Here is a 26,240-nt window from a genome sequence, read left to right on the forward strand (position 1 = left end):
CAGCCGGAAGTGCATCTGCGGCCCAACAAGCTGGTGGCGTACAAGTCGGTGGCTCATGTGATGGCAACGGCTCAGCGTCTTGGCGTCACTAAGATCGGTATGGTCGGTAATGAGCAGTTCTTGAAGTAGTAGTTTTCAATTACTTGGCTTCTTGCTGTTTCAAGCGCAAAAACTAAGGTATTATTCAAAATTGGCAGGGTTACTCCTGCCTTTTTTCATATTCAAAATGCTGTAACGTCCACATTCATTATATTTATTGATTTTTATTGATTGAGAGATCAAAACATGAAGCAACTACGATTGTCACGTCTCGCTGTATTACTTGCTGCGATTGGATTCTGTGCTGTACCTGAGTTGACAACTATCGCTGGAAATACAGCCTATGCTCAGGAAGCAATGCGTCCGGAAATCGGTAAGGTAGTGCAAGCTGCTGGTGAATTATTTAAGGCCAAAAAATACAAAGATGCTCTGGCAAAAATTCACGAGACGGATAGCGTAAGCGGTAAAACCGTGAACGAAAATTTCACCATTGAACGCATGCGCGCCGCTATTGCGAGTGCTGCTGGTGATAACGACACGGTGATTCGTTCTTATGAAGCCATTATTTCTGCGAACAAATTACCTGCTGGTGAACAACTGAAATATGTACAAGGTTTGGCATCTGCTTATTACAAAGCGGGTAATTACGCCAAAACGACACAATGGGTAAAGCGTTACTACACTGACGGCGGTAGTGATCCTGCGATGCGTCCTTTCCTGATTCAATCGATGTACATGAGTGGTGACTATTCTGGCACGATGAAAGAAGTTCGTTCGGATCTGGCTGCTGAAGAGAAGTCTGGCCGTGCTCCAAGTGAAACAAGTTTGCAGTTATACGCCAATGCTGCGCTGAAACAAAACGATAAAGCAACTTATGTTGCTGCGATCGAAAAACTGCTGACCTACTATCCGAAGAAAGATTACTGGATTGATTTGCTGGGCCGTATTCAGAGCAAGCCTGGCTACTCCGAGCGTTTGTCACTGAATTTGTATCGCCTGAAATTCGCATTAGGTCAGATTACCCGTACGAACGATTTCATGGAAATGTCTCAATTGTCTTTGCAAGCTGGTTATCCGGCAGAGGCAATCAAGATTATTGAACAAGGTTACAAAGCAGGTGCCTTAGGTGCTGGTACTGAAGCGGAGCGTCATAAGCGTTTACGCGATCTGGCGAACAAAAATCTGGCAGAAAGCAAAGCCAGCGCAGCTGCGAATGAAGCAGAAGCCAATCAAAGCAAAGACGGCACAGGCCTGGTGAATCTCGGCTATGGCTACGTGACTGCTGGTCAAGCTGATAAAGGCTTGAAAATGATTGAGCAAGGTATTGCTAAAGGTGAGCTGAAGCGTGCTGACGACGCCAAGCTGTTGCAAGGCATAGCTTTGATCGAAGCAGGTAAAAAAGCTAACGCCATCAAAGTATTGAAAACAGTTCAGGGCACCGACGGCACTGCCGATCTGGCGCGTTACTGGATCATCTACGCGAATCAATCGGGTAAGTAATCGTATGAGTTGAGCATCGGCTAGTAAACCGATGCTTACAAATATTGTGCGAATAGCCAATAAGCAGCTCGCAAGTAAAATAAGCAAGGCGTAAATAAAAAAGGCACATTTTGTGCCTTTTTTATTTACATCATTAGAAATACTTTACAGCATTTGCAGCGCAGCGGAAGTCCTAACTATGTTTTTTGCCAGGCTTTGCTTTTGCCAGAGCAATCTTTGTTGTCGAAGTATGGATTTTAGACGCTTGGCTCATTACTTTACCGTTGCGGTTACTGCGATTATTTTGTGCAACGATAACACGGGAATTTTTTGCTCTTGCTTGCTGAACAGGCACATGAATTTGTAATGCTTGTCCTGCTGTCAGCGTATCCCGCTTCAAATTATTCCAGCTTTTCACATCCGCTACGCTGACACGATAATGTCTGGCAATGGAATTCAGATTGTCGCGTTTGCCGACTTTGATATTGACTTGTCGGGTAGATGGCGTCTTCTCAATAATCAACTGCGCTTTTTCTGCGATTTCGAGAGAAATATCCTGATCAGGTGTTTTGCTTGATTTCGGGACGAGCAGGGTTGAGCCTGCTTTGACCAACATCTTTGCCGGGATTAAATTTACCTCACGCAACACTTCCGGTTTTAAGCCTAATCGGCTCGCCAGAGATTCGATACGTTCTGTTTTTCCTACGGTATGGGTTGCCCAGGAGGAGAGAGGGCCATTCCATTTACTCAGGTTATCCCTGAAAACCATCGCGTTATCAGTCGGTAACAAGATCTTGGTATTGCTACCCCCTGTAATCACAGGGCGATTGAATTGCGGATTCAGTGCAGTGAAATCACCGACTGACATTTCTGCCAATTGCGCTGCCACGCGGACGTCAATATCACGAGTTTTTTCTACTGAGACGAAGTAGGGCTGATTGTCCAGTTTCGGCAATTCAATGCCAAATTGCTCGGGATGACCAATGATATTTTTGACTGCCTGCAGCTTGGGAAGGTAGTTTTTTGTTTCATTTGGCATGAGGGCAGACAGGCTCTCAAAATCGATTGGCAGACCCATCGCTTGCTGCTTCTTGATGGCACGCTGCACAGAGCCCTCGCCCCAGTTGTAAGCAGCCAGCGCTAATTGCCAGTCGCCAAACATACCGTGCAGACGCTCCAGATATGTCAGTGCCGCATCGGTTGAGTCCAATACGCCGCGCCGATCATCCTTGAACATATTTTGTTTCAGGTTGAAGTCGCGCCCGGTTGCCGCCATGAATTGCCACATGCCTGATGCTTTCGCAGTCGAGATAGCTTGCGGGTTAAAAGCGGACTCAATAAATGGCAGCAAAGCCAGTTCCGTTGGCATCCCGCGTTTTTCTAATTCCTCGACCACATGAAACAAATAACGCGAACCGCGTTGTACCGTGCGCTGGATGTAATCAGTACGCGTACTATACCAAGTCAACTGGTTGCTGACGAGCTGGTTGTCCAGATCCGGTATCGCGTAGCCACTACGGATGCGATTCCACAAATCCGTTTCTTGTACGATCGTATTCAGTGGAAGTTCAACCGCCACCGTGCTGGCTGCCGGAGCGGTCTGGATCAGACTGACGCTCGATTCTGGAGTACTGATTGATGTGGCGACGTCGCGTTCTTCTGCATAGGCGGCTGACGATAAACACAAGACGAATGTGGATGTCAGAACAGAAGAAATTGCCGGAGAAAAAAGGGAGGAGAGAGATTGTCGGTTACGTTTCATAGGCGGTGTATTGTCTAATCGATCATGATCGACGGTTTTTAGGGGATCGTGAGAGTGTACGCAAGTGCCAATTACAGCGTCAAGAAAAATGTCATTCTTGTTACAAGATAATTGCTGTGCGAGAGGGCTTAACTGAAGCGACTCAGACACAATCAGAATAATCTTTAATCCACATCAAATCTGATGATGTTTAAAGGACTTACTCTGCGAAGTCATTGGTTGTCCGGCCTTCGCATGTAATGCAAATTGTGCTGGAAGTTACTAAGCAAGATGCCGGCGATACGGCCTTGCAAGTCCTATTTAATAAGGAAAAATTGTGCTCATCAGTTCACTCCCTTTATTTCAATTGAGAGAAAAGTTTCTATTGCCCGTCGTACAGGGGGGGATGGGGATTGGTGTCTCCGCACATCAACTGGCGGGAACCGTCGCCAGTCTTGGTGGAATGGGGACAATTTCCAGTGTGGATCTGCGTCGTCACCATGACGATTTGATGGCGCAAACCGGTAACAGCAAGGACAAGGACCTGATCAACAAGGTGAACCTGATCGCACTCGACCGTGAAATCCAGGCAGCAAAAGCACTTGCCGGTGAAGCGGGTGCAATTGCCGTCAATGTGATGCGTGCCGTATCTGAGTATGCAAATTACGTCAGGCAATCTTGCGCCAGCGGTGCGCATGCTGTCGTCGTCGGCGCTGGCTTACCGATGGATTTGCCGGAAATCACCATCGATTTCCCCAAAGTCGCCTTGATTCCCATTTTGTCGGATGTCCGTGGGATTTCCCTGCTCATGAAAAAGTGGATGCGCAAAGGTCGCTTACCCGATGCGATTGTGATTGAGCACCCGCGCTATGCCGGTGGTCATCTCGGTGCGCCACGGGCAGAGGATATCAGCGATGCGCGTTTTGAAATGGCCGGTGTTTTGTCGGGTACCCGTGAACTTTTCAGAGAGCTGGGACTGGAGAAAGAAAATATTCCATTGATCGCCGCCGGTGGTGTCAATAGCCATGACAAGGTACGCGAGCTGCTATCGCAAGGGGCAAGCGCCGTACAGTTCGGTACGGCCTTTGCCGTGACGGAAGAAGGTGACGCGCATGTGAACTTTAAGAAAACGCTGGTCGAAGCCAGGCCGGAAGATATCGTCACCTTCATGAGTGTTGCTGGGCTACCTGCGCGAGCTGTCAAAACGCCATGGCTCGCCACGTATCTTGAAAAAGAGCAGAAACTCCAGGATAAGGCGAAACAGAAAAAATGCCTGATGGCTTTCGATTGCCTCCAGCAATGCGGCTTGCGAGATGGCTTAAGCAAGGCAGGGCAATTTTGTATCGACACACAATTGTCGTTCGCACTCAAGGGCGATGTGAAGCGCGGATTGTTTTTTCGCGGCTCAGAGCCTTTGCCGTTCGGTACTGCGATACGCTCAGTGTCTGAATTGATGCAATATTTTTTGACTGGTCAACGCCCTGTTGAAATGACCTCATGCTGATCTGAGTGCGTGCTTGGGATGAAGGTGTATTACCTATACCCCCTATATCTGTTGATAAAATAGTGCCTAACTCGCTTTATTTGATTGGTTATTAAAAATATACTCAGGTAGAGTATATTTTTAATCAATGTCAGGATCATGTTTTAATAATATAAATCCGGAAAGTACAACACCGGATTTTTTATTGAATCTATTTAGTTGATTGAATCAAAATCAAGCCATTGCAGGTCTCAGCTTTTTTTCTTTAATAGGCAAATGCAACAGAGCCGCACCAGCTGCCAGCATGATATCGATGTACCACATCAAATTATAGTTACCGGTGGCGTCAAATACTTTGCCGCCTAACCATACGCCAAGGAAGCCACCTATCTGATGCGTGAGCATCACGATGCCAAACAGAGTTGCCATGTTTGCCGGGCCAAAAAATTTGGCGACCAGACCTGCCGTTGGTGGCACGGTAGATAAAAACGTCAACCCCATGATCGCGGCGAAGACCAGCATCACGGTTCCTGTTTTTGGCGTCATCAAAAAAAGAAGTACAGCGAGAGCGCGTGTTGCATACAAGGCTGACAAGAGCGATTTCATACGCCAGCGTCCGACCGCCCAGCCCATACTTACGCTACCGACGATATTGAATAAACCCAGCATCGCTAACGACCATGCGCCGAACTGTGCTGGTAAGCCGCAAGAAGCAATTACCCCAGGTAAATGCGTCGCCAGAAAAGCGACATGAAACCCGCACACAAAGAAGCCCGCGCTTAGCATCAGATAGCTCGGATTGCGCAGCGCACCGCGTATCGCATCCAAGGTAGATATCGGCGCGATCCCCGATGCTGCATTCATCTGCAGCGAATTACCACGCAATAAAAAAGCGGCTGGCAGTGCAAGCAGGACGATCACTGCCAGCACCTGCATTGCATTGCCCCAGCCATAACTCAGCATCAGCGCACCCGCTAGCGGTGCCATTAAAAACTGTCCGAAAGAACCGCCCGCATTGATGATGCCAGTCGCCATGCCACGCTGATGTGCAGGGATCAGACGGTTTGCTGTAGCCATCAACACTGCCGGTCCCGCCATGCCAGCGCCGCCGGCAGACAAGATGCCGATACTGAAAATCAATCCTGCGGTTGTAGTCATCATTGGCGTGATAAATGTCCCCGTCGCGACCAGCAAAATACCTGTCAGCAGTACACGGCCAGCACCAATTTTATCGGCCATCGCACCGGCAAATGGCTGCGTCAGACCCCAGCATAACTGGCCGAACGCAAACGCCAGACTGATGCTGCCTATCCCTAATCCTGTCGCGGTATTTAAGGGACTGAGAAATAAGCCCATGGTTTGCCGGGTTCCCATTGTGAGTGAAAAAGTCCCGGCGGCAGCGAGCAATACCAGCCAGACTGCCATGGCTTTATTGCCGGTATTTGCTGCATTCTCAGTTGCAGTTGTCATGATTATGTCCTTTGTTATTGGATGTGGAATGTGGTGCGCGCAGCAGGACTTAGGTCTCAATCATTCGTTATTAATCCGCTCCGCCGCATCTGGTGTTCCTATGTTCGGAATGATCGGGACGCCGCTACACGCTGGTAGCGCGGCGCGGCATGCTGACGCGATAAATTGGGCCCTAGCTTCGCGCGGGCGGCAATGAAGTTCGTCCAGTCCGCGGTATCGGGCAGGGAGGGGATCGTGATCAGCTCACCGTCGTCCAGTCCTGCTAAGGCGGCATCGACCAGTTCATCGACTTCCATGATCATTGCCGCGGGCAGATTCGCGGCATCTATACCGCTGCGCTCCCATATCTCGGTGCGGGTGATGCCGGGCAATACAGCTTGTACTTGTACGCCGTATTTGCTGATTTCGTGATGCAAGGTTTGCGTCAGACTGAGTACATAGGCTTTCGTTGCGCTGTAACTGGCATTAAACATCTCTGGCGCTAATGCCACGACGGAGGCGATATTGATCAGCTTGCCTTGCTGGCGGGCGACGAATTCAGTCGAGGCGATGCTGGCCAGTCGTGTGAGGGCCAGCACATTGAGTTTGATCATACCCTCGATCTGATTCAAATTCGCCCCCGCCAGCGGACCGTTGGCGGCGATACCTGCGTTATTGACCAGCATGGTGATACTCGTGTCGCTGGTGAGTTGATGTTCGACAAGCGCCAGATCAGCCTTGTTCGTCAGGTCGGCGCGCAAGACGCTGATTTTGGTGCCAGTCTTTGTGCGGAGTTTGTCGGCCAGTTCGTCCAGGCGCACTTGGTCGCGTGCCACCAGTATTAGATCGTAACCGCGATGTGCCAGACGGTCTGCATACGTGGCGCCGATGCCAGAAGAGGCCCCGGTAATCAAGGCTGTGCCGAGGGTGGCTCGGGGCGCATCGCTATTGAATTGTGCTTGTGTCATTCTTTACTCCGTGTGCTTTTAAGAGGTTGGCAGGCTTTGGTGCTGTTGGGTGTGGTTGAACATTATTGGGCGTCAGTAATTGCCTTTCTCTTTCACGGAACTTGTTTCAATCCACGCGCAGTTGACATGCAATTACCTTTATTTATAAATGATGATCATCATGATTGAATATATTACGACCATAATCTATAATGTCAAGAATTAAGTGCAAAATAATTGAGGCTTACAATGAGAGTCAGCAGAGAACAGGCAGCAGAAAACCGCGAGCGCATCCTTGATGTTGCTGCGCAGTTATTCCGCGAAAAAGGTTTTGACGGTATCGGTGTCGCCGATTTAATGAAGAGTGCGGGGCTGACCCATGGTGGCTTTTACGGACACTTCGTTTCCAAAGATGACCTGGTTGCGCAAAGTTGCGCAAGAACTCTGGAGCGCTCTGTCGAGCATTGGCAGGCCATGGTTGAAAAGCATCCCGATCATCCGCTGGAAACTATCACGTCATTCTATCTGACTGCCAAGCACAGAGATCATCCTGGCCGTGGCTGTGCAATTGCCGCTCTTGGCGCCGATATCGCCAGACAAAATTCCTCAGTTCGCACCAGTGTCACTGAAGGTGTGCGCGGACTGGTCGGCATATTGAGCAAAGTATTGCCCGGTAAGTCGAAGGCGGCAAAGCAGGATAAAGCACTAGCAACGTTTGCCAGTATGGTCGGTGCCTTGGTATTGTCGAGAGCGGTAGATGACCCTCAATTGTCTGAGGATATTTTGCAGGCAGTAGCCTCATCAATCAACAGGCGGACAGCAGCGGAACCATGAGTGAATGAATAACGGTAGTCGGGCGATAATCGACCGATGTCTGTGCGGTAGTTCGTGAGATATGGCAGAGAAATCAAGCTCAAAAAAATCGCTGCCATCATTGCATGAAGACAGCGTTGTGGTTGAGTGAGTGAGATGAGGTGATCGTACAAATTAAACTGGAATCAATCCCGGTCCCTCAGCCACCCATGCAAAATACGTTGAGCTTATTTCCATCCAGGTCGCGGAAATAACCCGCATAGAATCCGCCACCACCACGTGGACCAGCGGGGCCTTCGTCTTTGCCACCGAGTTCAATGGCTTTGTTGTACAGCGCATCTACTTTGGCTGGACTGTCCACGATAAGAGCCACCATTACGCCATTGCCGACCGTCGCAGCGTTACCGTCATACGGCTTAATTATCCCTAGCGACGGTTGCGTCGGGCTGACTGCCCAGGCGATGAATTGATCCGATTCCATATAGCGCTTTGCGCCGATAACACCGAGCAAGCTGTCATAGAATTGTGCTGCACGTTCAAAGTGATTGGTGCCTAGCGTGACGTAACCGATCATGATTGTCTCCTTGTGGTTGATGATTAATAGGTGCCAAAACAGGTGCTAACTTAGGTCCTAATTCAGTCTTGAATGTAAATCTTAATTCAGACCCGAACTTAAGCGAGTTATTCTGCCACAAGGAGCGTGCCGGATTACTCCAGCATCGTATTAAATTGGAGTGAGGCGAGCTTGGCATAAATGCCGCCCTGTGCCACCAGCGAGGTGTGTGTGCCAGTTTCGACGATGTGACCGTGCTCCATCACGATGATGCGGTCGGCGCGCAGTACGGTTGCCAGACGGTGAGCAATGATCAGGGTCGTGCGACCTTTCATTGCGACCTCGAGTGCACCCTGCACCAGTCGTTCTGATTCCGCGTCCAGCGCGCTGGTTGCTTCATCGAGTAATAGTAATGGCGGATTTTTCAGCAAGGCTCGTGCAATCGCAATTCGTTGACGTTGACCGCCGGACAGGCGTACGCCGCGCTCACCCAAAAAGGATTGATAGCCTTCCGGCAGGCGCTCGATGAACTCATGTGCTGCGGCCATTTTGGCGGCGGCAATTACCTCTGCATCAGTGGCATCGGCTTTACCGTAGCGAATGTTCTCCATCGCGTTCGCAGAAAAAATAACCGTATCCTGCGGCACGATACCGATCGCATTGCGCAGCGCATGTAGATCTAGCTGACGTAGTTCAATGCCATCGAGTTTGATACTGCCTTGCTGCGGATCATAAAAGCGCAACAGCAACTGGAATAAGGTAGTTTTGCCAGCGCCGGACGAACCGACCACGGCGACTGTTTCACCTGGAGCGATGTCTAGCGACATATGACCGATAGATGCCATATTCGGGCGCGAAGGATAATGAAATACTACATCCGATAGTGATAATGCCGCGCCATTCGTTGTCAGAACCGGCAGTGGCAGTGCGGTTGCTGGCGATTGTATCGGTGATTCGAGCGACATCAATTCCAGCAGGCGTTCTGTTGCGCCGGCAGCACGTTGCGCCTCTCCCAATACTTCGGACAGCGCTCCCACTGCACCTGCCACAATCGAGGCATACAAAATGAATTGACCAAGTTCGCCGCCACTCATGCTGCCGTCCATCACGGCATGCGCGCCTAGCCACAACACAAATACAATCGCACCAAACACCAGCAAAATCGCCAGCATCGTCAGCAGAGAACGCGCACGGATACGACGCATCGCCGTAGCGAAGGCGCTTTCAACCGAACCTGAAAAACGCTGCGCTTCGATATGTTCATGGGTGAAGGCTTGCACCGTTGGCATGGCATTCAAGATTTCACCTGCAACGGCAGATGCATCCGCAATCCGGTCCTGCGAGTCGCGTGACAGCTTGCGGACTTTACGACCGAACAAGACGATGGGCAGGATGGTTGCCGCCAGCGTGACGATGATGATGGAGGCCAGCTTCGGACTGGTCACAAATAACATCGCCAGACCACCGATGAACAAGAGAATATTACGCAAGGCCATCGAAATACTGGTGCCCACCACCGACTGAATCAGCGTTGTGTCTGTCGTCAGACGCGATAGTACTTCTCCTGTCTGCGTCGTTTCAAAAAACTCCGGACTCTGCGTCACCACATGCGAATACACCGCATTGCGAATATCCGCCGTCACCCGTTCGCCTAACCAAGACACCATGTAAAAGCGCGCCGCCGTTGCGACACCTAGTATACATGCCACACCAAATAAGGCCAGAAAAGTCAGATCCACATGCTTGATGCTTTGCGCTCCGGTCGTACTAAACCCCAGATCGATCATCTGCCGGAACGCATATGGAATCGCCAGCGTCGCACTCGCTGCAATGATCAGCGCAATCCCTGCCAAAAAAAACTGACGACGATAAGGAAGCAAAAACGGAATTAAACCTTTGAGTGTCGCCAGACTACTTTTGGACGCAGCGTCAGTATTGTCAGTATTGGAAGGGGCGGTCATAGTCGCTTCAGGTGAGAGGTGATGGAAATGGCGGAAATGGCTGAACTAGTTGAGAGTAGCGGTATTGTGTCAGCTTTCTCCTGCGTTGGAGCGAACCGGACACATTAGGAAATAATACGAAGCATGTATATGGGGATGGAGTCGGTCGAAACAAGAATGCCTTGGTGCGGGTTGCTGAGAACGTTGTTTTCGCTTTGAGCGTGACTCTCTTATATTTTTTATATAGTGTTTATGGGGATAATATGGGGAGTATATGAATAAATACGGCTGTATCCGATTATTTTAAAGCGCCTTTAAAATATACATCCCCTTAGTATAGGTGCGGTAATGGCACGCTTGTGACGCATGAATTCGTTAGCGCTAGGCCATATGACATCACAAAAAATGAGGCGCACTTCTCAGTGAGCCTCATTTTTGACCTGTCAGAAACTATCAGCGAGAGTTGATGTCACTGCTTACGCTTTTTTACGCTTCGCAATCCAGTCATCAATCACACGTTCCAGCACCACTAACGGCAGGGCGCCGTGGGTCAGTACCTCGTTGTGAAATTGTTTGAGATCGAATTTGTCACCGAGCGCGAGCTTGGCTTTTTCGCGCAGGGCGAGGATTTTTAGCATACCGACTTTGTACGCCAGTGCCTGACCCGGATCGACCATGTAACGCTCGATTTCGGCGGTGACATCTTTGATTGCCATGCCAGTGTTCTCTGTCATGTAATCAATCGCTTGCTCACGTGTCCAGTGTTTGTAATGGATACCTGTATCTACGACCAGGCGTACTGAACGCATCATCTCTGCCTGGAGGCGACCCAGATTGTCCATGGCATCTTTTTCAAAACCCATTTCCCATGCAAGTCGCTCCGCATAAAGCGCCCAGCCCTCGACATAAGCAGTGAAGGGAATAATTCGGCGGAAGAAAGGAACATCTTCCATTTCTTGCGCGATCGACTGTTGGAAATGGTGGCCAGGTATGCCCTCATGATATGCCAGTGTGCGCATGCCAAATTTGGGAGTCTCTGTGGTATCTCGCATATTGGCAAAAAACAATCCGGGTCTTGTGCCATCAAATGCACCCGGGTCATAGTAAGCTCCTGGGGCCGTTGCTTCGGCAAATTTTGGTACCGCTTTAACTTCAACACCGAGTTTTGGGCGTATGTCAAAGGCATTTCCTAAACCCTTATTCACTTCGTCGAGTATCGTTTGATAGCCTTTCAGCATGGCTTGCTTGCCTTCGGCAGTATTCGGATACTGCTGTTCAGGATCCGCTGCCAATTTTAAGATTCGTGCACCTACAGATCCCTCTATCAAGCCCTTGCTTTTTAATATAGCGTCCATTTGTGCGCTGACATTAGCAACTTCGGCCAAGCCAAGTTCATGGACTTGCTGCGGCGTCATATCGGTGGTGGTGTGCTTTCGGATTGTCCATGCGTAATAGGCATCGCCATCAGGTAAATGCCAGGCACCAAAATTACCCTGCGCTTTAGGTTTTAGTGCGATGAAGTATTGGATCAATTTGCCGTAAGCAGGGTATACCTTAGTTTGGATCGCTGTCTCTGCTTGCGCTAACAAGTTGGTACGCGTGGCGGCATCAATTTGACCAGCAGGTACTTTTCCTAGCTTCTCTTTAAGACCAAGATATAGTGGATTATCTTTAGCCGGTTTACCGACAAAACCTTGCATTTGCTCAAGCACTTTTTCGACCGTAAACTGTGGGGGAATTGCATTTTTACTCTCACGCAGCTTCAGACCCTCTAATACCTGATCAAAAGTTTTTTCGAAATGATTTAGCCGTGCAATGTAGTTCTTAGCCTCGCTAACCGAGGTAACCTGATGTACATCGTTCATGAAGTTGGGCAAACTTGACTGTATGCCGAAGAGCTGATTGACCGGAAAATCGAGATAACGATATCGATCACCTTCATCCTGGATGCGTAAATAGTATTCGAGGGTATCAAACGATAACTGACCGTCGCGATCAAACGAAGCACGATCATAGCGTCGTAAAGTCTGCAAATTTGCTTTGACGTCGTCAGCTAACTTTTGCTCAGCGGCTGAAGATGCATCATTGAGTTTATCGCTATAAAAATCCAGCCAGTCCGGCAAAACACGCATACCCGATAACATCTCTGGCTGATCTAAGGCAAACCGTGCCATGACACGCGCGTAGAACCAATCGGCTTTAAGTGGCTTGAAATACCAGACATGAATAAAACCGACTGCGAGGATGAGCAGTAGCACGAGTAGTGCACGCCCAGTCCATTTAAAGAACCGCGCCATATTGTTTTTCCTTGATCGAAGTGAAAAAATAATTATAGTCAGAATTGTTTCTGTAAAAGCAAAAAATTTGCGAATTGACTACATCTTTTGTCAAAACAAATAAACTGCCCGGTCAACAAAACCGGCAACGCAAACGTTGAGGTAACACCTCCACCACATTAAAGCCCCTCTATGCTCACAATAAGTCGCAAGGCTCTTTTCGCAGCCGTTATGCTGCTGCCTCTGGCCGGATGTCAGACGACCATGAATCAGAGGCAGGATTGCAAGGTAGGTGACTGGAATTTCATCGGTAATAAAGACGGCGCACAGGGTTTCGATCCGCGCTTTGATGAGCGTCGCCAATTTTGTGCCGCGGTTGATGGTGACAAGATTAAGCTGGAATCAGCGGGACAGTATCAGGCTGGCTGGCAACAGGGTAATCAGCATTTTTGGGAAGAAGTCGGTGCGCGGGATGGCGTCAGTGCACTTGCGGTATCCAACTATGAGCGGCAATTAAAAACCGAGATTATCGTTAAAAACCATACGCCACCAAATCCCGATGCGTATCAGCGGGGTTGGGTGCGAGGCAATGCCGATTATTGGTACGGTATTGGCGACACAGATGGCAAGGCAGGTCATTCGTCAAAAGATGAACAACTCAGGGCAGTCAGCGGACAAGCGATCGGTTTTAATCAAACCAGTTATCAGCAAGGCTGGCGTGCCGGTAATTATGCCTACTGGACACAAATCGGTTTTCAGGACGCGCATGACGGGGTGCCAGACACTGAGCTGAAACATCGTGCGCAGGCGGCACAGACAGACGGTGTGTTGGTGCGTGAAGATGCCTACAAAGAAGCCTGGAATAAAGAGATCATCGAATACTGGCGTCGTCTGGGCTGGAGTGATGCAACCGAGGGACGGGATGTGATAACCCGTCGCGCGGATGCCAAGGCCAGAGGCTTGAAATTCAGTGAGACCGAATACCAGCAGCAGTGGGAGCAGCGATTAATCCAGTACTGGCGTGAGGCTGGCAACACCGACGGTTTTGGTCAGCCCAATCAGCTCGAAGACCGCATGAGTGCTGCCCGTCGCAATAATGTGTTTGTCATTCCGCAAACGCGTGACACCTATAATCAGGCGTGGTTTGCGCAAAATGCTGTCTATTGCAGTCCTGATAATGCTTTTGCTTTTGGTCGCAGCAATCACCGTATGGCAATCGAAGTCTGTCAGGCGAATCAGCAAAACAGAGCGCGACGCGCCTGGAGCGCCGGGCAGGATTATGAGGACATCGCCAGAAAACTCAGTAACATCAACATGGATCTGGCGTCATTGAACGATCGCCGTAGCGACGCCGCCCGTCGGCTAGATCGGATTGAGCGGGAGATCCGGCGCGATCAGGATGACAAAAATCGTGTGACCAATAACGATACCGCGAACAATGACCGCAAACGTGAGCGGGAGCGTCAGGAGTTGCGTGAGTTTTTGCAGGGAACTGCGCACCGCATGGAGGATTTACGTAGCTGGGAGTTCCGTTATAGCCAGCAAATGCAGCAGATTAAGCGTGATATATATCGTGATTAAATAAGCGTGATTAAATAAGCGGACTTAAATTATCGGATTAAACCGGCAGTCCATCGCGATGGGTTGTTTCATTATGTCGATGGAAGATTGTTGATCGATCGAACACTCAGTCAAATAAATAATCAAACAATCAATAAATAAACAGTCCCGCAAAAAACTGCTAGAAGCCCTTTGGCTGTAACGCTGGTATAGCGTCAGGTTTGATCGTCAACAGCGGTGCAATAATCTTCCTTTAGGGTGTGTTTTACGTTTTTGCAATAAAGCCACGCAATGCGTCTGAGCAAGAGTTGTCAGGCATTTCTAGAAACGAATCCGCATATTCCATGCGCCTTTTAAGTCATTTATGTCTGTAAAGCCGCATGGAATATGCGGATTCGTTTTTAAACCGGACTGACACAAATATTTAGCCCGCTAAAGTTCACATTAAGAGGCGAAGCCCTTATAATCGCGCTACTTGATCAGGAGAGCGTGACCAGCGAACGAGCCATGGTTACCGCCGAAGGGGCTAACACCCAAAAACTCTCAGGCAAAAGGACTGATCAACGGGGCTGTAGAAACACCCCAAACTCTGGAGAGCGATAGCGGCATGTTGGTATCACGCCGAACTATCCACCGAAGGTGCGCACGGATGGGCCGCAAGGTCAATCCGTAATCTCTCAGGTATCAGGACAGAGGGGTCTGCGATGTGATCGCATGCGATGAGCTGTAGCTCGTCCGCGTGACGCATTGTCCCTTCTATTTTTGGTAATGAGGTTCTCATGACGCAAGCAGCCGCAACTCTTCAAGTAACCCCACTTAATTCTGCTCACCGTGCCGCTGGCGCAAAAATGGTCGATTTCGGCGGCTGGGACATGCCTGTCAATTACGGATCACAAATCGAAGAACATCATGCCGTCCGCACCGATTGCGGAATGTTCGACGTCTCCCATATGTGTGTAGTGGATCTGAAAGGCGCGAATGTCCGCAGTTTCCTGCGTGGCCTGGTTGCCAATAACGTCGATAAATTACAAGTCCCGGGCAAAGCATTGTATTCCTGCATGCTGAAACCTGAGGGTACGGTTGTCGACGATCTGATTATTTATTACTTCAGCGAAGACTGGTTTCGCCTCGTCGTCAATGCAGGTACTGCCGCAAAAGACGTTGCCTGGATGACCGCGCACAATGCTGCTACCAACGCCGGCATCACCATTACACAGCGCCGCGATGGTGCAAATGCATTTGCTCTGGTTGCCGTACAAGGGCCTAATGCCCGCGCTAAAGCATGGGAGGTTTTGCCAGAAACCAAAGCGGTCAGTGCTGAGATCAAACCATTTAATGCAGTGATCGTTGCCGACACTTCTTTCGGTGAAGTGATGGTGGCACGCACTGGTTACACCGGTGAAGATGGTTTTGAAATCGCTGTTGCCGCAGAGCGCGTGACTGAATTGTGGAATGCACTGGTCGCCGCCGGTGTCAAACCAGCAGGCCTTGGCGCACGCGATACCTTGCGTCTGGAAGCTGGTATGAATCTATACGGGCAGGACATGGATGAAACCGTGAATCCATTGAATGCCGGTCTGGCATGGACGATCGATCTGGTTGCCGAGCGTGACTTTGTCGGTAAAAAAGCGTTGCAGGAACAGGGACAGACAGCACAGTTTCTGGGTCTAATTTTGCGTGAAAAAGGCGGCATCCTGCGCGCGCATCAAAAAGTCATCACCGCGCAAGGTGAAGGTGAAATCACCAGCGGTACATTCAGCCCAAGTATGCAAGAAGCAATTGCTCTGGCGCGCTTGCCTATGGGTGTTGCGATTGGCGACACAGTTCACGTACAAATCCGCGATAAACAATTGGCAGCAACAGTAGTGAAATTGCCGTTTGTACGTAACGGTAAAGTTTTGGTGGCTTAATTTTTTTTTGCCGCAGAGACGCGGAGGTCGCAGAGGTTTTTGAAATATTTCTCAGCTACCTTTGTGCCTTTGCGGCAAAGGTGTTTAGTTTTTAAAGATAATCATTTTAAATTTTTTTGGAGAGCAACATGACAGTTCCAGCAGATCGTAAATACACAGCGTCCCATGAATGGGTACGCGTTGAAGCCGACGGTACAGTCTCCGTTGGTATTACCGACTTCGCGCAAGACGCGTTGGGAGATATCGTTTTTGTTGAATTACCAAAAGTCGGTACGGTGTTGGCTGCAGGTAAAGATTGCTGCGTGATTGAATCTGTCAAAGCAGCGGGTGATGTGTATGCACCCGTAGCTGGTGAAGTTGTTGCCGTCAATGATGCCGTAGTTGACGCGCCAGACGCGATCAATGCAGGCGCATTTGATGCATGGTTGTTCAAATTGAAGCCAGCCAATGCGGCGGATGCTGATGCTTTGATGTCAGCAGACGCCTACCAAAAAAACATCGGCTAATTTTGTCCTGATAAATGTCATTGTCGGGGCGCATTACGGCGTAGCTAATGCACGCAATATCGACATATTGCTGTGCCTCTTGTTCCTTGCCTTGTGCTGCATTCCGACAATGACATTTCCCGGAGCACCAAATTAATCCGGACAGGTCGACTATCCGTGATTCGCCACACTCTGTTCTAACCAGTTTCTACCCCACAAATACCATGACCCGCACTAGCCTAACTCAACTCGAAGCGCATGACGCTTTCATCGCCAGACATATCGGACCTTCCGAGGCAGAACAAGCCGCCATGCTCAAGACCTTGGGTTATGCGACACGCACCGCCCTGATCGATGCGATTGTCCCTGCCAATATCCGCCGCCATGACGTACTGCCATTGGCGCAATTCACCGAAGCCAAATCAGAAACGGAAGCGCTGGCAACATTAAAAGCGCTGGCAGGCAAGAATAAAGTACTGAAATCCCTGATCGGCCAGGGCTACTACAACACCCATACGCCGGGCGTAATTTTGCGTAATATTTTTGAGAATCCAGCCTGGTATACCGCGTACACACCCTACCAGCCAGAGATTTCTCAAGGTCGTCTGGAAGCGATTCTGAACTTCCAGCAAGTCATCATGGATATGACAGGCATGGACATCGCCAACGCATCGATGCTGGACGAAGGTACCGCCGCAGCCGAAGCGATGACCCTGATCCAGCGCGTTGGCAAATCGAATTCCAATGTGTTCTATGTCGCGCATGATGTGCTGCCACAAACCCGCGAAATCATCGAGACGCGTGCCAAGCCTTTGGGCATTGAAGTGCGTACCTTGACGGCAAACGAAGCTTTGGAGAACGATTGCTTTGGCGTGCTCTTGCAATACCCGGGCGTTGATGGCGAGATCCGTGATTACCGCGAATTCGCTGCCGCTGCACATGCGAAAGGCGCGATGGTCATCGCCGCTGCTGATTTGCTGGCGTTGACGCTGATTGAGGCACCGGGTACCTGGGGTGCTGACGTGGTGGTCGGTAACAGCCAGCGCTTCGGTGTGCCGCTCGGTTTCGGTGGTCCGCATGCTGGTTATATGGGTACTAAAGATGCATTCAAACGTTCTATGCCAGGTCGCTTGGTCGGTGTGACGGTTGATGCGCAAGGTAAGCAAGCTTACCGTTTGGCGTTGCAAACACGTGAGCAACATATCCGCCGCGAAAAAGCGACCTCGAATATCTGTACTGCACAGGTCTTGCTGGCAGTGATCGCGTCGATGTATGCGGTGTACCACGGCCCGGCTGGTTTGAAACAAATCGCGCAACGTACCCACCGTCTGACCGGTACTTTGGCGGCTGGCTTAAAAACGATGGGCGTGGCAATTGCCAACGCAACTTTTTTTGACACCTTAACGATCAACGTCGCCGATGCCGCAGCTATTCATGCAGCTGCACAAGCGCAAGGCTACAACCTGCGCCAGATCAGCGCGACACAAGTAGGCGTCTCTCTGGATGAAACAGCGACACGCGCGGATGTCGATGCTTTGTGGAGCATTTTGGGATCAGGGAAAGCAATGCCAGATTTCGCCGCCATCGAAGCGGCCGTGGCAGATGCCTTCCCGGCAGCCTTGGCACGCACCACGACGTATCTGACGCATCCGACCTTCAGTCGCTACCACGCAGAACACGACATGTTGCGTTATCTACGTAGCCTGGCAGATAAAGATCTGGCTCTGGATCGCACCATGATCCCGCTCGGTTCTTGCACGATGAAGTTGAATGCGACTTCCGAGATGATCCCAGTGACCTGGCCAGAATTTTCTAATATTCATCCTTTCGCACCGGACGACCAGACCATCGGTTACCGCGAAATGATTGATCAGTTAGAGGCGATGTTGTGCGCGGCGACCGGTTACGATGCCGTATCTCTGCAACCTAACGCTGGTTCGCAAGGTGAGTATGCTGGTTTGCTGGTGATTCAGGCTTATCACGCATCCCGTGGCGAAGCGCATCGCAACATCTGCCTGATCCCTTCATCGGCACATGGTACTAACCCGGCATCTGCCAGTATGGTCGGCATGGATGTCGTGGTCGTTGCCTGCGATGACAACGGTAACGTTGATCTGGTGGACTTGAAAGCCAAAGCCGAAAAACACAGCGCCAATCTGGCAGCGGTGATGGTCACATATCCGTCCACGCACGGTGTGTTTGAAGAAGGCATTCAGACTTTGTGCGAGATCGTTCACGCCCATGGCGGTCAGGTTTATGTAGATGGCGCGAATATGAATGCGCTGGTCGGCGTCGCTGCCCCCGGCAAATTCGGCGGTGACGTCAGTCATCTGAACTTGCATAAAACCTTCTGTATCCCTCACGGTGGCGGCGGCCCGGGCGTTGGTCCAGTCGCCGTAGGCGCGCATCTGGCAAAGTTCTTGCCGAATCAAAAATCAACGGGTTACGTCCGTGGTGAAGACGGCATATCGGCTGTCAGCGCTGCGCCATTTGGCTCTGCCAGTATTTTGCCAATCTCGTGGATGTACATTGCGATGATGGGTTCTGAGGGTCTGAAAGCAGCGACAGAGACAGCGATCCTGGCGGCGAACTATATTGCTAAACGTCTGGCACCTCACTATCCAGTGCTGTACTCCGGTCACGATGGTCTGGTCGCGCATGAATGTATTCTGGATCTGCGTCCATTGACCGATGCAACTGGCATCAGCAACGAGGATGTTGCAAAACGCCTGATCGACTTTGGTTTCCACGCACCTACGATGAGTTTCCCGGTACCGGGTACTTTGATGATAGAGCCAACAGAAAGCGAATCACAAGCTGAGTTAGATCGATTCATTGACGCGATGATTGTCATACGTGAAGAAATCTCTAAAGTCGCCAGCGGTGAATTCGATGCGAAAGACAATCCGCTCAAAAATGCACCGCATACAGCAGAAGTGCTGGTCGCAAACGAATGGACACATGCGTATGGCCGTGAAGTCGCTGCCTTCCCTGTACCATCTTTGCGCAAGCAAAAATACTGGGCACCGGTAGGCCGTGCAGATAACGTGTATGGCGATCGCAATTTGTTCTGTTCTTGCGTTCCTGTAAGTGATTATGAATAACATTCGTAGCCTGTAATATAAAAAAGCGGATATCTATAATCAGATATCCGCTTTTTGTTTTGTGCTTTATTTTTTATTTTACTTTCTCAAATTACTGACCAAAAACTACTGGCATAATTTATTTACCTAACTTCGGCATCGCAGGTGCTTGCTGTCGTTGCACCGCCTGGTAAGTCTGAAGTTTTTGCATGACATGCTGAATCGCTGCATCCAGTTGCGTGTCTCTGCCGGTATTGACTTCGGACGGATCGAGTTCGATATCCATATCTGGCGCAACCCCCTCATTTTCTACACGCCATTCACCGTCCGGAGTAAAGAAACGGAAGAAGGGCACCAGTAAAAATCCGCCGTCGATCAATTCAGGGTTCGTCGAAATGCCGATCAGACCACCCCAGGTACGCTTGCCGATCAACGTGCCTAATCCCAGGCGTTTAAATGAATACGGCAGGAAATCACCGCCCGATCCGGCGTCCTGATCGATCAGCATCGCTTTAGGTCCGTAAATCGCTGCACCTGGCGTATCAAACAAGAGGCCATCCCGGTCTTTCCAGCTTGCCAGATATTTACGACTCAGTATATCAGTGATGTAGTTCGCCGCTTGTCCGCCGCTGTTGCGACGTTCATCAATGATCAGCGCAGCTTTATCTGCCTGCGCATAAAACATGCGGTTGAAATACTGATAGCCATCAGAGCCAGTATCGGGCAAGTACACATAGGCGACTTTACCGTCTGTTTTTTTCTGGACGTATTCGCGATTTTTCTCTATCCAGTGCCACTGACGCAAGGCGCCTTCATTGGCGACGGGCTGCACGATTACTTGCCGGCTTGACTGATTGCTCAGGTCGCCGGCCACGGTCAGCGTTACTTGTTTACCTACGGTATTGGCCAACAAGGAGTACAGGTTTTTGCCGCTATCCAGTGCTTTGCCATTGATCGCGAGCAGGTAGTCTCCCTCTTTGATCGCCAATCCCGGCGTGGCTAAAGGTGCTGCCAAAAACGGATTCCAGCGATCGCCGCGATAGATAGTTTTAATACGATAGTGGCCTTGCTCATAGCTATAGTCGGCACCGAGCAGGCCAACTGAGACCGATTTCTCTTGATAGATGTCGCCGCCACCGACGCGATTGTGTCCGACCTGTAGCTCACCGATCATTTCGACCAGCAAGTCATTTAAGTCTTCACGACGTTGCACGTGCTTGAGCAGGGCATGATAGCGCGTGTAGATCGCATCCCAGTCGATGCCATGCAGATTCGCATCGTAGAAAAACTCTTTCTCCATCCACCAGGTTTCGTTGAAAATTTGTTCCCATTCTTCGCGTGGATTGACCTGCATGCGGACTTGCGACAGATCGATCGATTTTGCATCCAGTTTTTCGCTGGCGTCACCGACATCGAGTTTGCTTTTCGCGTATTGGATCAGAATTTTTTTGCCATCCGCACTCAGACTAAATGAAGCGATACCTGGACGCAGGGATTTTGCTTTTTTATCTTCAAAGCTAAATCGCATCAACTCGGCATCATCATCATCTTTGGTGGCAGGCGGCTCGTGGCTAACGCCTGGCTGGCGATGTTCGAGATAGAACAGCGAGCCATCGGATGCGACTGCCAGATTGTCATAGTTACGCTCTGCGACGGGCAAGGCGACGATGCGTTGCTGTATGCCTGCGAGATCAATCCGTACGGCTTTGGGCGTTTTAGCTGCCGTATCCTTAGTGCTGTCTTTATCTTTAGCGGCATCCTTGCCTGTCTCTTTGTTTGCGTCTTTTGCAGAATCTTTTTTAGCCTCGTCTTTTTTGTCCTCATCCTTTTTTGCCTCCTCATCGCCACTCTTTGGTAACAAAGGTGATTTGCCGTCGGCCGCGAGTACGGCGACATACAAGCCATTGCGCAGAGGTCGTTCCTGTGTTGACATGTCTAGGCCGACCTGCGTTGGTCCTGAGTTGATTGAGGCCGTGAAGTACAGATAGTCAGCAGCAGCAAAGACGGGATTGTCGGCATGACTCATGCCATCCGTCAGGCTGGTGTGTTTGCCGTTAGTAAAATCATGCAATTTGATTTGTGAAAAATGATTGGCGCCGACAACGGTATAGGCCAGCCATTTACTGTCTGACGAAAACGAGACATTGAAGCGGGAGCGTCGTGAGCTCGTATCGATTTTACTGATGCTGCCGTTACTGAGATGGATCGCATACAACTGGAGATGGTTATCCTGATACACAATTATTTGGTTATCCGGGGACCAGTCCAGTAGCGTGTAATAACCAGGCTGACCGAGACTGAATGTTTTTGGTTTATCGAGCCCGGTCTGATCTCGCAGTATCAGATGATGCTGTCGTCCTGTATCAGACAGGTAAGCAATTTGTTTGCCGTCAGGGCTCCATAAACCATCTTTTTCGCGAATGCCTGAACTTTCGGTCAGGTTACGTACCGAGCCGTCTTTGACCGGAACGGTAAATACATCGCCACGCGCACTGACCACGACGCGCTTGCCAGTAGGTGACAAGGCGGCAGAAGTGATCGTACTGCTAGCATCTTTCCATTGAGGGCGGGCTTGCATTGCCTGGCTAATTTGCGCATCCAAATTGACGTGGATGGTATGCGTTTTTCCTGTTGCAGCGTCAAGCTCTTTTAACTCGCCACCGACTTCATACACGACTGTATTACCCGCTGCGCTGATATTGCGGATATCCCAGACAGTCTCTTGCGTGACCTGGCGGACAGCTTTGGTTTTGCGGTTATAGGCAAATAGATTCGCTACTTTGTTGTCGCGGTCAGAGATAAAAAATACCTCGTCACCGACCCAGACAGGATTACTGTCAGTTGCGTTTTCATGCGGTATTTTTTCTAATTTGTTATTGGCGACATCCATGATCCAGACCGGTGGCGTAGTGCCGCCGCGATGAAGTCGCCAACCGCTAGGGCCGCTATATGCCTGACGGAAGGGACGGTAGGCGAGAAATTTACCATCGCCCGACCAGTTGCCCTCAAAGGCGATGGCTTCCATGACTTTTTTCTCATAACCACCTTCGAGCGGTACTTCGTAGAGCTGGTTACTGCGGCTATTGCCGATTTCCCGGTTCGATGCGAACAGAATACGCTTGCCATCAGCACTCCAGCCAGCGACGACATCCTGACCCGGATGCCAGGTCAGACGGCGTGCCTGACCACCTTCGACTGGGATCACATACACATCCGTGTTGTTGTCGTAGCTGGCGGAATAAGCAAGCCATTTACCGTCAGGAGAAAACTTAGGAGAAAACTCCGATGCCGGATGTGTCGTCAGTCGTACGGGATTTTGTCCGTCGCGACCAGTCAGCCAGATATCGCCTGCATACACAAAGGCAAGATGATCACGTGAGACGCTAGGCTGGCGCAGCAATAGTGTGTCAGCCATCGCCGATGGCGTCATAAAGCAAGAGCCTAGCAACGAGGCTAAGGCTAGGCTTAAGATCTTCTTGGTGCCGGGAGTTGTTCTGCGCATTCGATTCTCCTTTGATCGGTTTTTGGCCGCGTTAATATGATTTTTAATGGAGCAAGCTTGTCTTTGACGCGTTTGGTTAAATTAAGTTTAATGACTTTTAATTATTTTTCACATGCTTGAACAGCTACCTGTTCAGGTGATTGTTGATTGTTGATTGTTGAAATTACTGCAATTGTGCAGGTTATATGAAATAAACGAAGCTTACTAGTTTGTTATTTCTACGAGACCTCCGACTTTGCTTCCAACGGAATAAGCATGGCAGATGTTAGGAACAGAGAGATGAGGCGGTTAATGAAACCGGTAGCCAAACAGCTGAGGATGCGTGATTAGCGACATGGAGACCGGTCTGCGATTGCAGACCGGTGCCTTGAGGGAAGTGTGTTGATACCGAATCTAGAGAGGTCCTACACAGCAGACCGGATAGCAAGTGCTGGACATAAGCAGGCAGCTGCTTATTTATAACCAATAGTTTGTGCAGCTTCATGCACGAGCTGTTCAAACAGATCATGACGCATTTGTGCAATCTCACCGGATTTGACGGCATGTAAAATCGCACAGCCTGGCTCGGTGTGGTGATGGCAATTATAGAATTTACATTGACCAAGATGCGGTAAAAATTCTGGGAACGCACGTTCCAGCATACCTTCACTCAGATGATGCAGGCCAAATTCCTGAAAGCCTGGTGAGTCGATGACGGCGGTTTCTGCATCCATTTGATACAGGCGGGTAAAGGTCGTGGTGTGTTTGCCCGTGTCCAGCGCAGCAGAGATTTCTCTGGTGGCGATGTCAGCATCGGGGATCAATAAGTTGATCAGTGAGGATTTTCCCATGCCGGACTGGCCGATCAGGATGGTATTGTTGCCCTCGATTAGTTCCATCATGGTTACACGTGTCGCCTCCGGTGCTGCGGTGACTGAGACTTCTAACACGGGATAGCCAAGGCCTGCATACAAGGCAAGTCGCTCGCGTGCCTTTGGCAGGCTGGCTTCTACGTCGATTTTATTCAGGACGATGGTGGCTTTGATACCAGAGGATTCAGACGCGACCAGGGCGCGTGAAATCAGATCATCGGCAAAGCTGGGTTCGGTTGCGACGACAATCAGCAATTGCGTGAGGTTTGCCGCCAGCATTTTTGACTTATATTGATCCGAGCGATACAGCAAGGTCTTGCGCGGCGTGATGGCTTCAATCACCCCCTGGTTCTTTGACGTCAACTGGTATTCAACGATATCGCCGACGGCGACATCTGTTTTTTTGCCACGGGTGACGCAATGCAATTTGATGTCGTCTGCCTGTACCAGATAGTGCCTGCCATGGGCCGCGATGACGGTCGCTAACAGCTTGGTCTTGGTGTTACTCATTAAGAAAAACTTTGCTGAAAAATCGCATCGACTTTTGCGGCACAGATAAAGTCATTTTCCGAGATACCACCTTTCCCGTCATTGACGGTATGAGTATCGAATTTAATGGTACAGCGGTTGTAGGTGACGACCAGCTCAGGATGGTGATCTTCTGCATGGATGACATAGGCGATCGCATTGATGAAGGCGAGCGTCTCGTAGTAATTTTTAAAGTTGAACGTCTTGACGATACGCGGGCCGTCCTGAGTCCAGCCAGGTGTTGCTGCAAAATACGCAGGCAAGACGCCGGTGTCTAATGCGGTTTCTGTATGCAGCGATTTTTTCGCGAGCAGGGCAGTGGTAGTAATCATGATGGATTGACCGAAAGTAGTTGATGTATGCGCACAGAGGCTGGCGGATGGGAATCATAAAATTTGGAATGCAAAGGATCAGGCGTCAGGGTTGATGCATTGTCCTCGTACAGTTTTACCAGCGCTGCAACCAGATCGTTTGCATTGGTGTGTTTTGCTGCAAAAGCATCGGCTTCAAATTCATGTTTGCGTGAACTGATCGACGTCAGCGGAGACAAGATGAATGTAAAAACAGGCAGGGCCAGCATAAACAGGATCAGTGCCATGGCGTCATTCGAGGCGAGCAGCATCGGGTCAACGCCGAGACCGTTATAAAACCAGAGCTGCTGTTTCAGATAGCCCAGCAAAGCGAGAAAGCCGAGCGACACAAAGAACATGACGCTGATTCGTTTGACGATATGTTTGAGTTTGAAATGTCCCAGTTCATGGGCTAAGACGGCTTCGATCTCTGGCGGTGACAGGCGGGACAGCAAGGTGTCAAAAAACACGATACGTTTTGCTGCACCGAAGCCAGAAAAATAAGCATTACCATGCGCGCTGCGCTTGGAGCCATCCATGACGAACAAGCCGCTGGAGGCAAAGCCGACACGTTGCATTAAACCTTCGATGCGGGTACGCAAGCTATCATCGTCCAAAGGCGTGAATTTATTAAACAGTGGAGCAATGACACTGGGATAAATCAACATCATCAACAACTGAAAACCGCTCCACACCAGCCAGGCATATAGCCACCATAATGAACCGGATTTTTCCATCAGGCTGAGTACAACCCAGATCAGTGGCAGGCCAATGGCGGCGCCGAGCAAGCTGCTTTTTAGAATGTCGGCAAAAAACAGGGCAGGCGTCATTTTATTGAAACCGAATTTTTGCTCCAGCACAAATTGCTTATAGTAATCAAAAGGCAAGTCGATCAGACTGCCGATCAGGGCAAAAGAGGCAAGCAGGCACAGTTGATAGGTCATGCCGGGACCGGTGAATTTAATTAGTGTGACCGACAATAGCTGGAGGCCGCCGAGCAGGGTAAAACCAATGAGCACAGCGGTGTTCAGCACCAGCAATACCATGTCCAGCTTGGTTTTGGCGATGGTATAGTCAGCCGCTTTCTGGTGTGCGGCGAGCGGAATTTTTTCTGCAAACTCGGCAGGGACCGCGGCGCGATGCTGCAAAATATGGCGAATATGGCGCGAACCCAGCCAGAAACGTAAGACCAAAGTAAGCAGTAAAAATGCCGCGAATAAAACAGAAAATGCTACAGAAATCATGGGAAAA

General features: G+C 50.0%; 18 protein-coding genes and 2 riboswitches. Of the genes, 8 read left to right on the forward strand and 10 right to left on the reverse strand.

The genetic code is table 11. From position 1 onward, the window contains the following. The coding region (locus ACO0K3_RS00005; RefSeq protein WP_422956290.1) for an ExbD/TolR family protein at positions 1–129 on the forward strand (129 nt) is incomplete at its 5' end. A gap of 156 nt (positions 130–285) precedes the next feature. Further along, positions 286–1,539, forward strand: a complete 1,254-nt coding sequence (locus ACO0K3_RS00010; protein WP_422980749.1) for a hypothetical protein — start codon at positions 286–288, stop codon at positions 1,537–1,539. A gap of 172 nt (positions 1,540–1,711) precedes the next feature. On the opposite strand, the gene ACO0K3_RS00015 is transcribed toward ACO0K3_RS00010, so the two are convergent. After that, positions 1,712–3,280, reverse strand: coding sequence for a transglycosylase SLT domain-containing protein (locus tag ACO0K3_RS00015; RefSeq protein ID WP_422980751.1), 1,569 nt, complete (start codon positions 3,278–3,280; stop codon positions 1,712–1,714). Between the two features lie 316 nt (positions 3,281–3,596). Here ACO0K3_RS00015 and ACO0K3_RS00020 point away from each other — a divergent pair, with 316 nt between their 5' ends. Further along, a complete protein-coding gene (locus ACO0K3_RS00020) occupies positions 3,597–4,763 on the forward strand; it encodes an NAD(P)H-dependent flavin oxidoreductase (RefSeq protein WP_422980753.1) in 1,167 nt (388 codons plus the stop codon). Between the two features lie 213 nt (positions 4,764–4,976). Here the strand turns inward: ACO0K3_RS00020 and ACO0K3_RS00025 are convergent, their stop codons facing one another. Beyond that, complete coding sequence (locus ACO0K3_RS00025) at positions 4,977–6,212, reverse strand: MFS transporter (RefSeq protein WP_422980755.1); 1,236 nt, start codon at positions 6,210–6,212, stop codon at positions 4,977–4,979. A 98-nt stretch (positions 6,213–6,310) separates the two neighbouring features. Next, a complete protein-coding gene (locus ACO0K3_RS00030) occupies positions 6,311–7,159 on the reverse strand; it encodes an SDR family NAD(P)-dependent oxidoreductase (protein ID WP_422980757.1) in 849 nt (282 codons plus the stop codon). A 228-nt stretch (positions 7,160–7,387) separates the two neighbouring features. Here ACO0K3_RS00030 and ACO0K3_RS00035 point away from each other — a divergent pair, with 228 nt between their 5' ends. Then, a complete protein-coding gene (locus tag ACO0K3_RS00035) occupies positions 7,388–7,972 on the forward strand; it encodes a TetR/AcrR family transcriptional regulator (RefSeq protein WP_422980759.1) in 585 nt (194 codons plus the stop codon). A 178-nt stretch (positions 7,973–8,150) separates the two neighbouring features. On the opposite strand, the gene ACO0K3_RS00040 is transcribed toward ACO0K3_RS00035, so the two are convergent. The 3 genes from ACO0K3_RS00040 to ACO0K3_RS00050 form a co-directional block, all read right to left on the reverse strand. Further along, positions 8,151–8,525 (reverse strand): VOC family protein, encoded by a 375-nt coding sequence (locus tag ACO0K3_RS00040; protein ID WP_422980761.1) that lies wholly within the window; start codon positions 8,523–8,525, stop codon positions 8,151–8,153. A gap of 134 nt (positions 8,526–8,659) precedes the next feature. Further along, positions 8,660–10,465, reverse strand: a complete 1,806-nt coding sequence (locus ACO0K3_RS00045; protein WP_422980763.1) for an ABC transporter transmembrane domain-containing protein — start codon at positions 10,463–10,465, stop codon at positions 8,660–8,662. A gap of 455 nt (positions 10,466–10,920) precedes the next feature. Further along, entirely contained in the window at positions 10,921–12,741 is a 1,821-nt protein-coding gene (locus tag ACO0K3_RS00050) for a DUF885 domain-containing protein (protein WP_422980765.1), read from the reverse strand. Between the two features lie 210 nt (positions 12,742–12,951). Between ACO0K3_RS00050 and ACO0K3_RS00055 the strand changes: the two genes are divergently transcribed. The 4 genes from ACO0K3_RS00055 (at position 12,952) to gcvP (ending at position 19,779) form a co-directional block, all read left to right on the forward strand. After that, a complete protein-coding gene (locus ACO0K3_RS00055) occupies positions 12,952–14,301 on the forward strand; it encodes a DUF2799 domain-containing protein (protein WP_422980767.1) in 1,350 nt (449 codons plus the stop codon). Between the two features lie 449 nt (positions 14,302–14,750). Further along, a riboswitch (glycine riboswitch) is annotated at positions 14,751–14,849 on the forward strand. A 10-nt stretch (positions 14,850–14,859) separates the two neighbouring features. Continuing rightward, positions 14,860–14,983, forward strand: a riboswitch (glycine riboswitch). Positions 14,984–15,059: 76 nt separating this feature from the next. Beyond that, positions 15,060–16,190: a glycine cleavage system aminomethyltransferase GcvT gene (gene gcvT, locus ACO0K3_RS00060; RefSeq protein ID WP_422980769.1), complete on the forward strand. Its 1,131-nt coding sequence runs from the start codon at positions 15,060–15,062 to the stop codon at positions 16,188–16,190. A 128-nt stretch (positions 16,191–16,318) separates the two neighbouring features. Continuing rightward, a complete protein-coding gene (gene gcvH / locus ACO0K3_RS00065; protein WP_422960616.1) occupies positions 16,319–16,696 on the forward strand; it encodes a glycine cleavage system protein GcvH in 378 nt (125 codons plus the stop codon). Positions 16,697–16,899: 203 nt separating this feature from the next. Beyond that, the gene (gene gcvP, locus ACO0K3_RS00070) at positions 16,900–19,779 is read left to right on the forward strand and encodes an aminomethyl-transferring glycine dehydrogenase (RefSeq protein ID WP_422980771.1); all 2,880 of its coding nucleotides are present in this window, start codon (positions 16,900–16,902) and stop codon (positions 19,777–19,779) included. A gap of 118 nt (positions 19,780–19,897) precedes the next feature. Here gcvP and ACO0K3_RS00075 read toward each other — a convergent pair whose 3' ends face one another. From ACO0K3_RS00075 to ACO0K3_RS00090, 4 genes are all read right to left on the reverse strand, one after another. After that, positions 19,898–23,260, reverse strand: a complete 3,363-nt coding sequence (locus ACO0K3_RS00075; protein WP_422980773.1) for a S41 family peptidase — start codon at positions 23,258–23,260, stop codon at positions 19,898–19,900. Positions 23,261–23,712: 452 nt separating this feature from the next. Beyond that, a complete protein-coding gene (rsgA, locus tag ACO0K3_RS00080; protein WP_422980775.1) occupies positions 23,713–24,621 on the reverse strand; it encodes a ribosome small subunit-dependent GTPase A in 909 nt (302 codons plus the stop codon). Beyond that, positions 24,621–24,974 carry a 4a-hydroxytetrahydrobiopterin dehydratase gene (locus ACO0K3_RS00085; protein WP_422982081.1) on the reverse strand — a complete coding sequence of 118 codons (354 nt, stop codon included), beginning with the start codon at positions 24,972–24,974 and terminating at the stop codon, positions 24,621–24,623. The genes rsgA and ACO0K3_RS00085 overlap by 1 nt, the downstream gene beginning before the upstream one ends. Then, positions 24,968–26,233, reverse strand: a complete 1,266-nt coding sequence (locus ACO0K3_RS00090) for a M48 family metallopeptidase (protein WP_422980777.1) — start codon at positions 26,231–26,233, stop codon at positions 24,968–24,970. Before ACO0K3_RS00090 ends, ACO0K3_RS00085 begins: the two co-directional genes overlap by 7 nt. Positions 26,234–26,240 lie beyond the last annotated feature (7 nt).

This window comes from Undibacterium sp. Rencai35W (assembly GCF_049340185.1).
Lineage (GTDB): Bacteria > Pseudomonadota > Gammaproteobacteria > Burkholderiales > Burkholderiaceae_D > Undibacterium.

Coding starts and splice junctions, on each gene's coding strand:
- ACO0K3_RS00010 (WP_422980749.1), top strand. CDS start 286: ATGAAGCAACTACGATTGTCACGTCTCGCTGTATTACTTGCTGCGATT.
- ACO0K3_RS00015 (WP_422980751.1), bottom strand. CDS start 3,280: ATGAAACGTAACCGACAATCTCTCTCCTCCCTTTTTTCTCCGGCAATT.
- ACO0K3_RS00025 (WP_422980755.1), bottom strand. CDS start 6,212: ATGACAACTGCAACTGAGAATGCAGCAAATACCGGCAATAAAGCCATG.
- ACO0K3_RS00030 (WP_422980757.1), bottom strand. CDS start 7,159: ATGACACAAGCACAATTCAATAGCGATGCGCCCCGAGCCACCCTCGGC.
- ACO0K3_RS00035 (WP_422980759.1), top strand. CDS start 7,388: ATGAGAGTCAGCAGAGAACAGGCAGCAGAAAACCGCGAGCGCATCCTT.
- ACO0K3_RS00040 (WP_422980761.1), bottom strand. CDS start 8,525: ATGATCGGTTACGTCACGCTAGGCACCAATCACTTTGAACGTGCAGCA.
- ACO0K3_RS00045 (WP_422980763.1), bottom strand. CDS start 10,465: ATGACCGCCCCTTCCAATACTGACAATACTGACGCTGCGTCCAAAAGT.
- ACO0K3_RS00050 (WP_422980765.1), bottom strand. CDS start 12,741: ATGGCGCGGTTCTTTAAATGGACTGGGCGTGCACTACTCGTGCTACTG.
- ACO0K3_RS00055 (WP_422980767.1), top strand. CDS start 12,952: ATGCTGCTGCCTCTGGCCGGATGTCAGACGACCATGAATCAGAGGCAG.
- gcvT (WP_422980769.1), top strand. CDS start 15,060: ATGACGCAAGCAGCCGCAACTCTTCAAGTAACCCCACTTAATTCTGCT.
- gcvH (WP_422960616.1), top strand. CDS start 16,319: ATGACAGTTCCAGCAGATCGTAAATACACAGCGTCCCATGAATGGGTA.
- gcvP (WP_422980771.1), top strand. CDS start 16,900: ATGACCCGCACTAGCCTAACTCAACTCGAAGCGCATGACGCTTTCATC.
- ACO0K3_RS00075 (WP_422980773.1), bottom strand. CDS start 23,260: ATGCGCAGAACAACTCCCGGCACCAAGAAGATCTTAAGCCTAGCCTTA.
- rsgA (WP_422980775.1), bottom strand. CDS start 24,621: ATGAGTAACACCAAGACCAAGCTGTTAGCGACCGTCATCGCGGCCCAT.
- ACO0K3_RS00090 (WP_422980777.1), bottom strand. CDS start 26,233: ATGATTTCTGTAGCATTTTCTGTTTTATTCGCGGCATTTTTACTGCTT.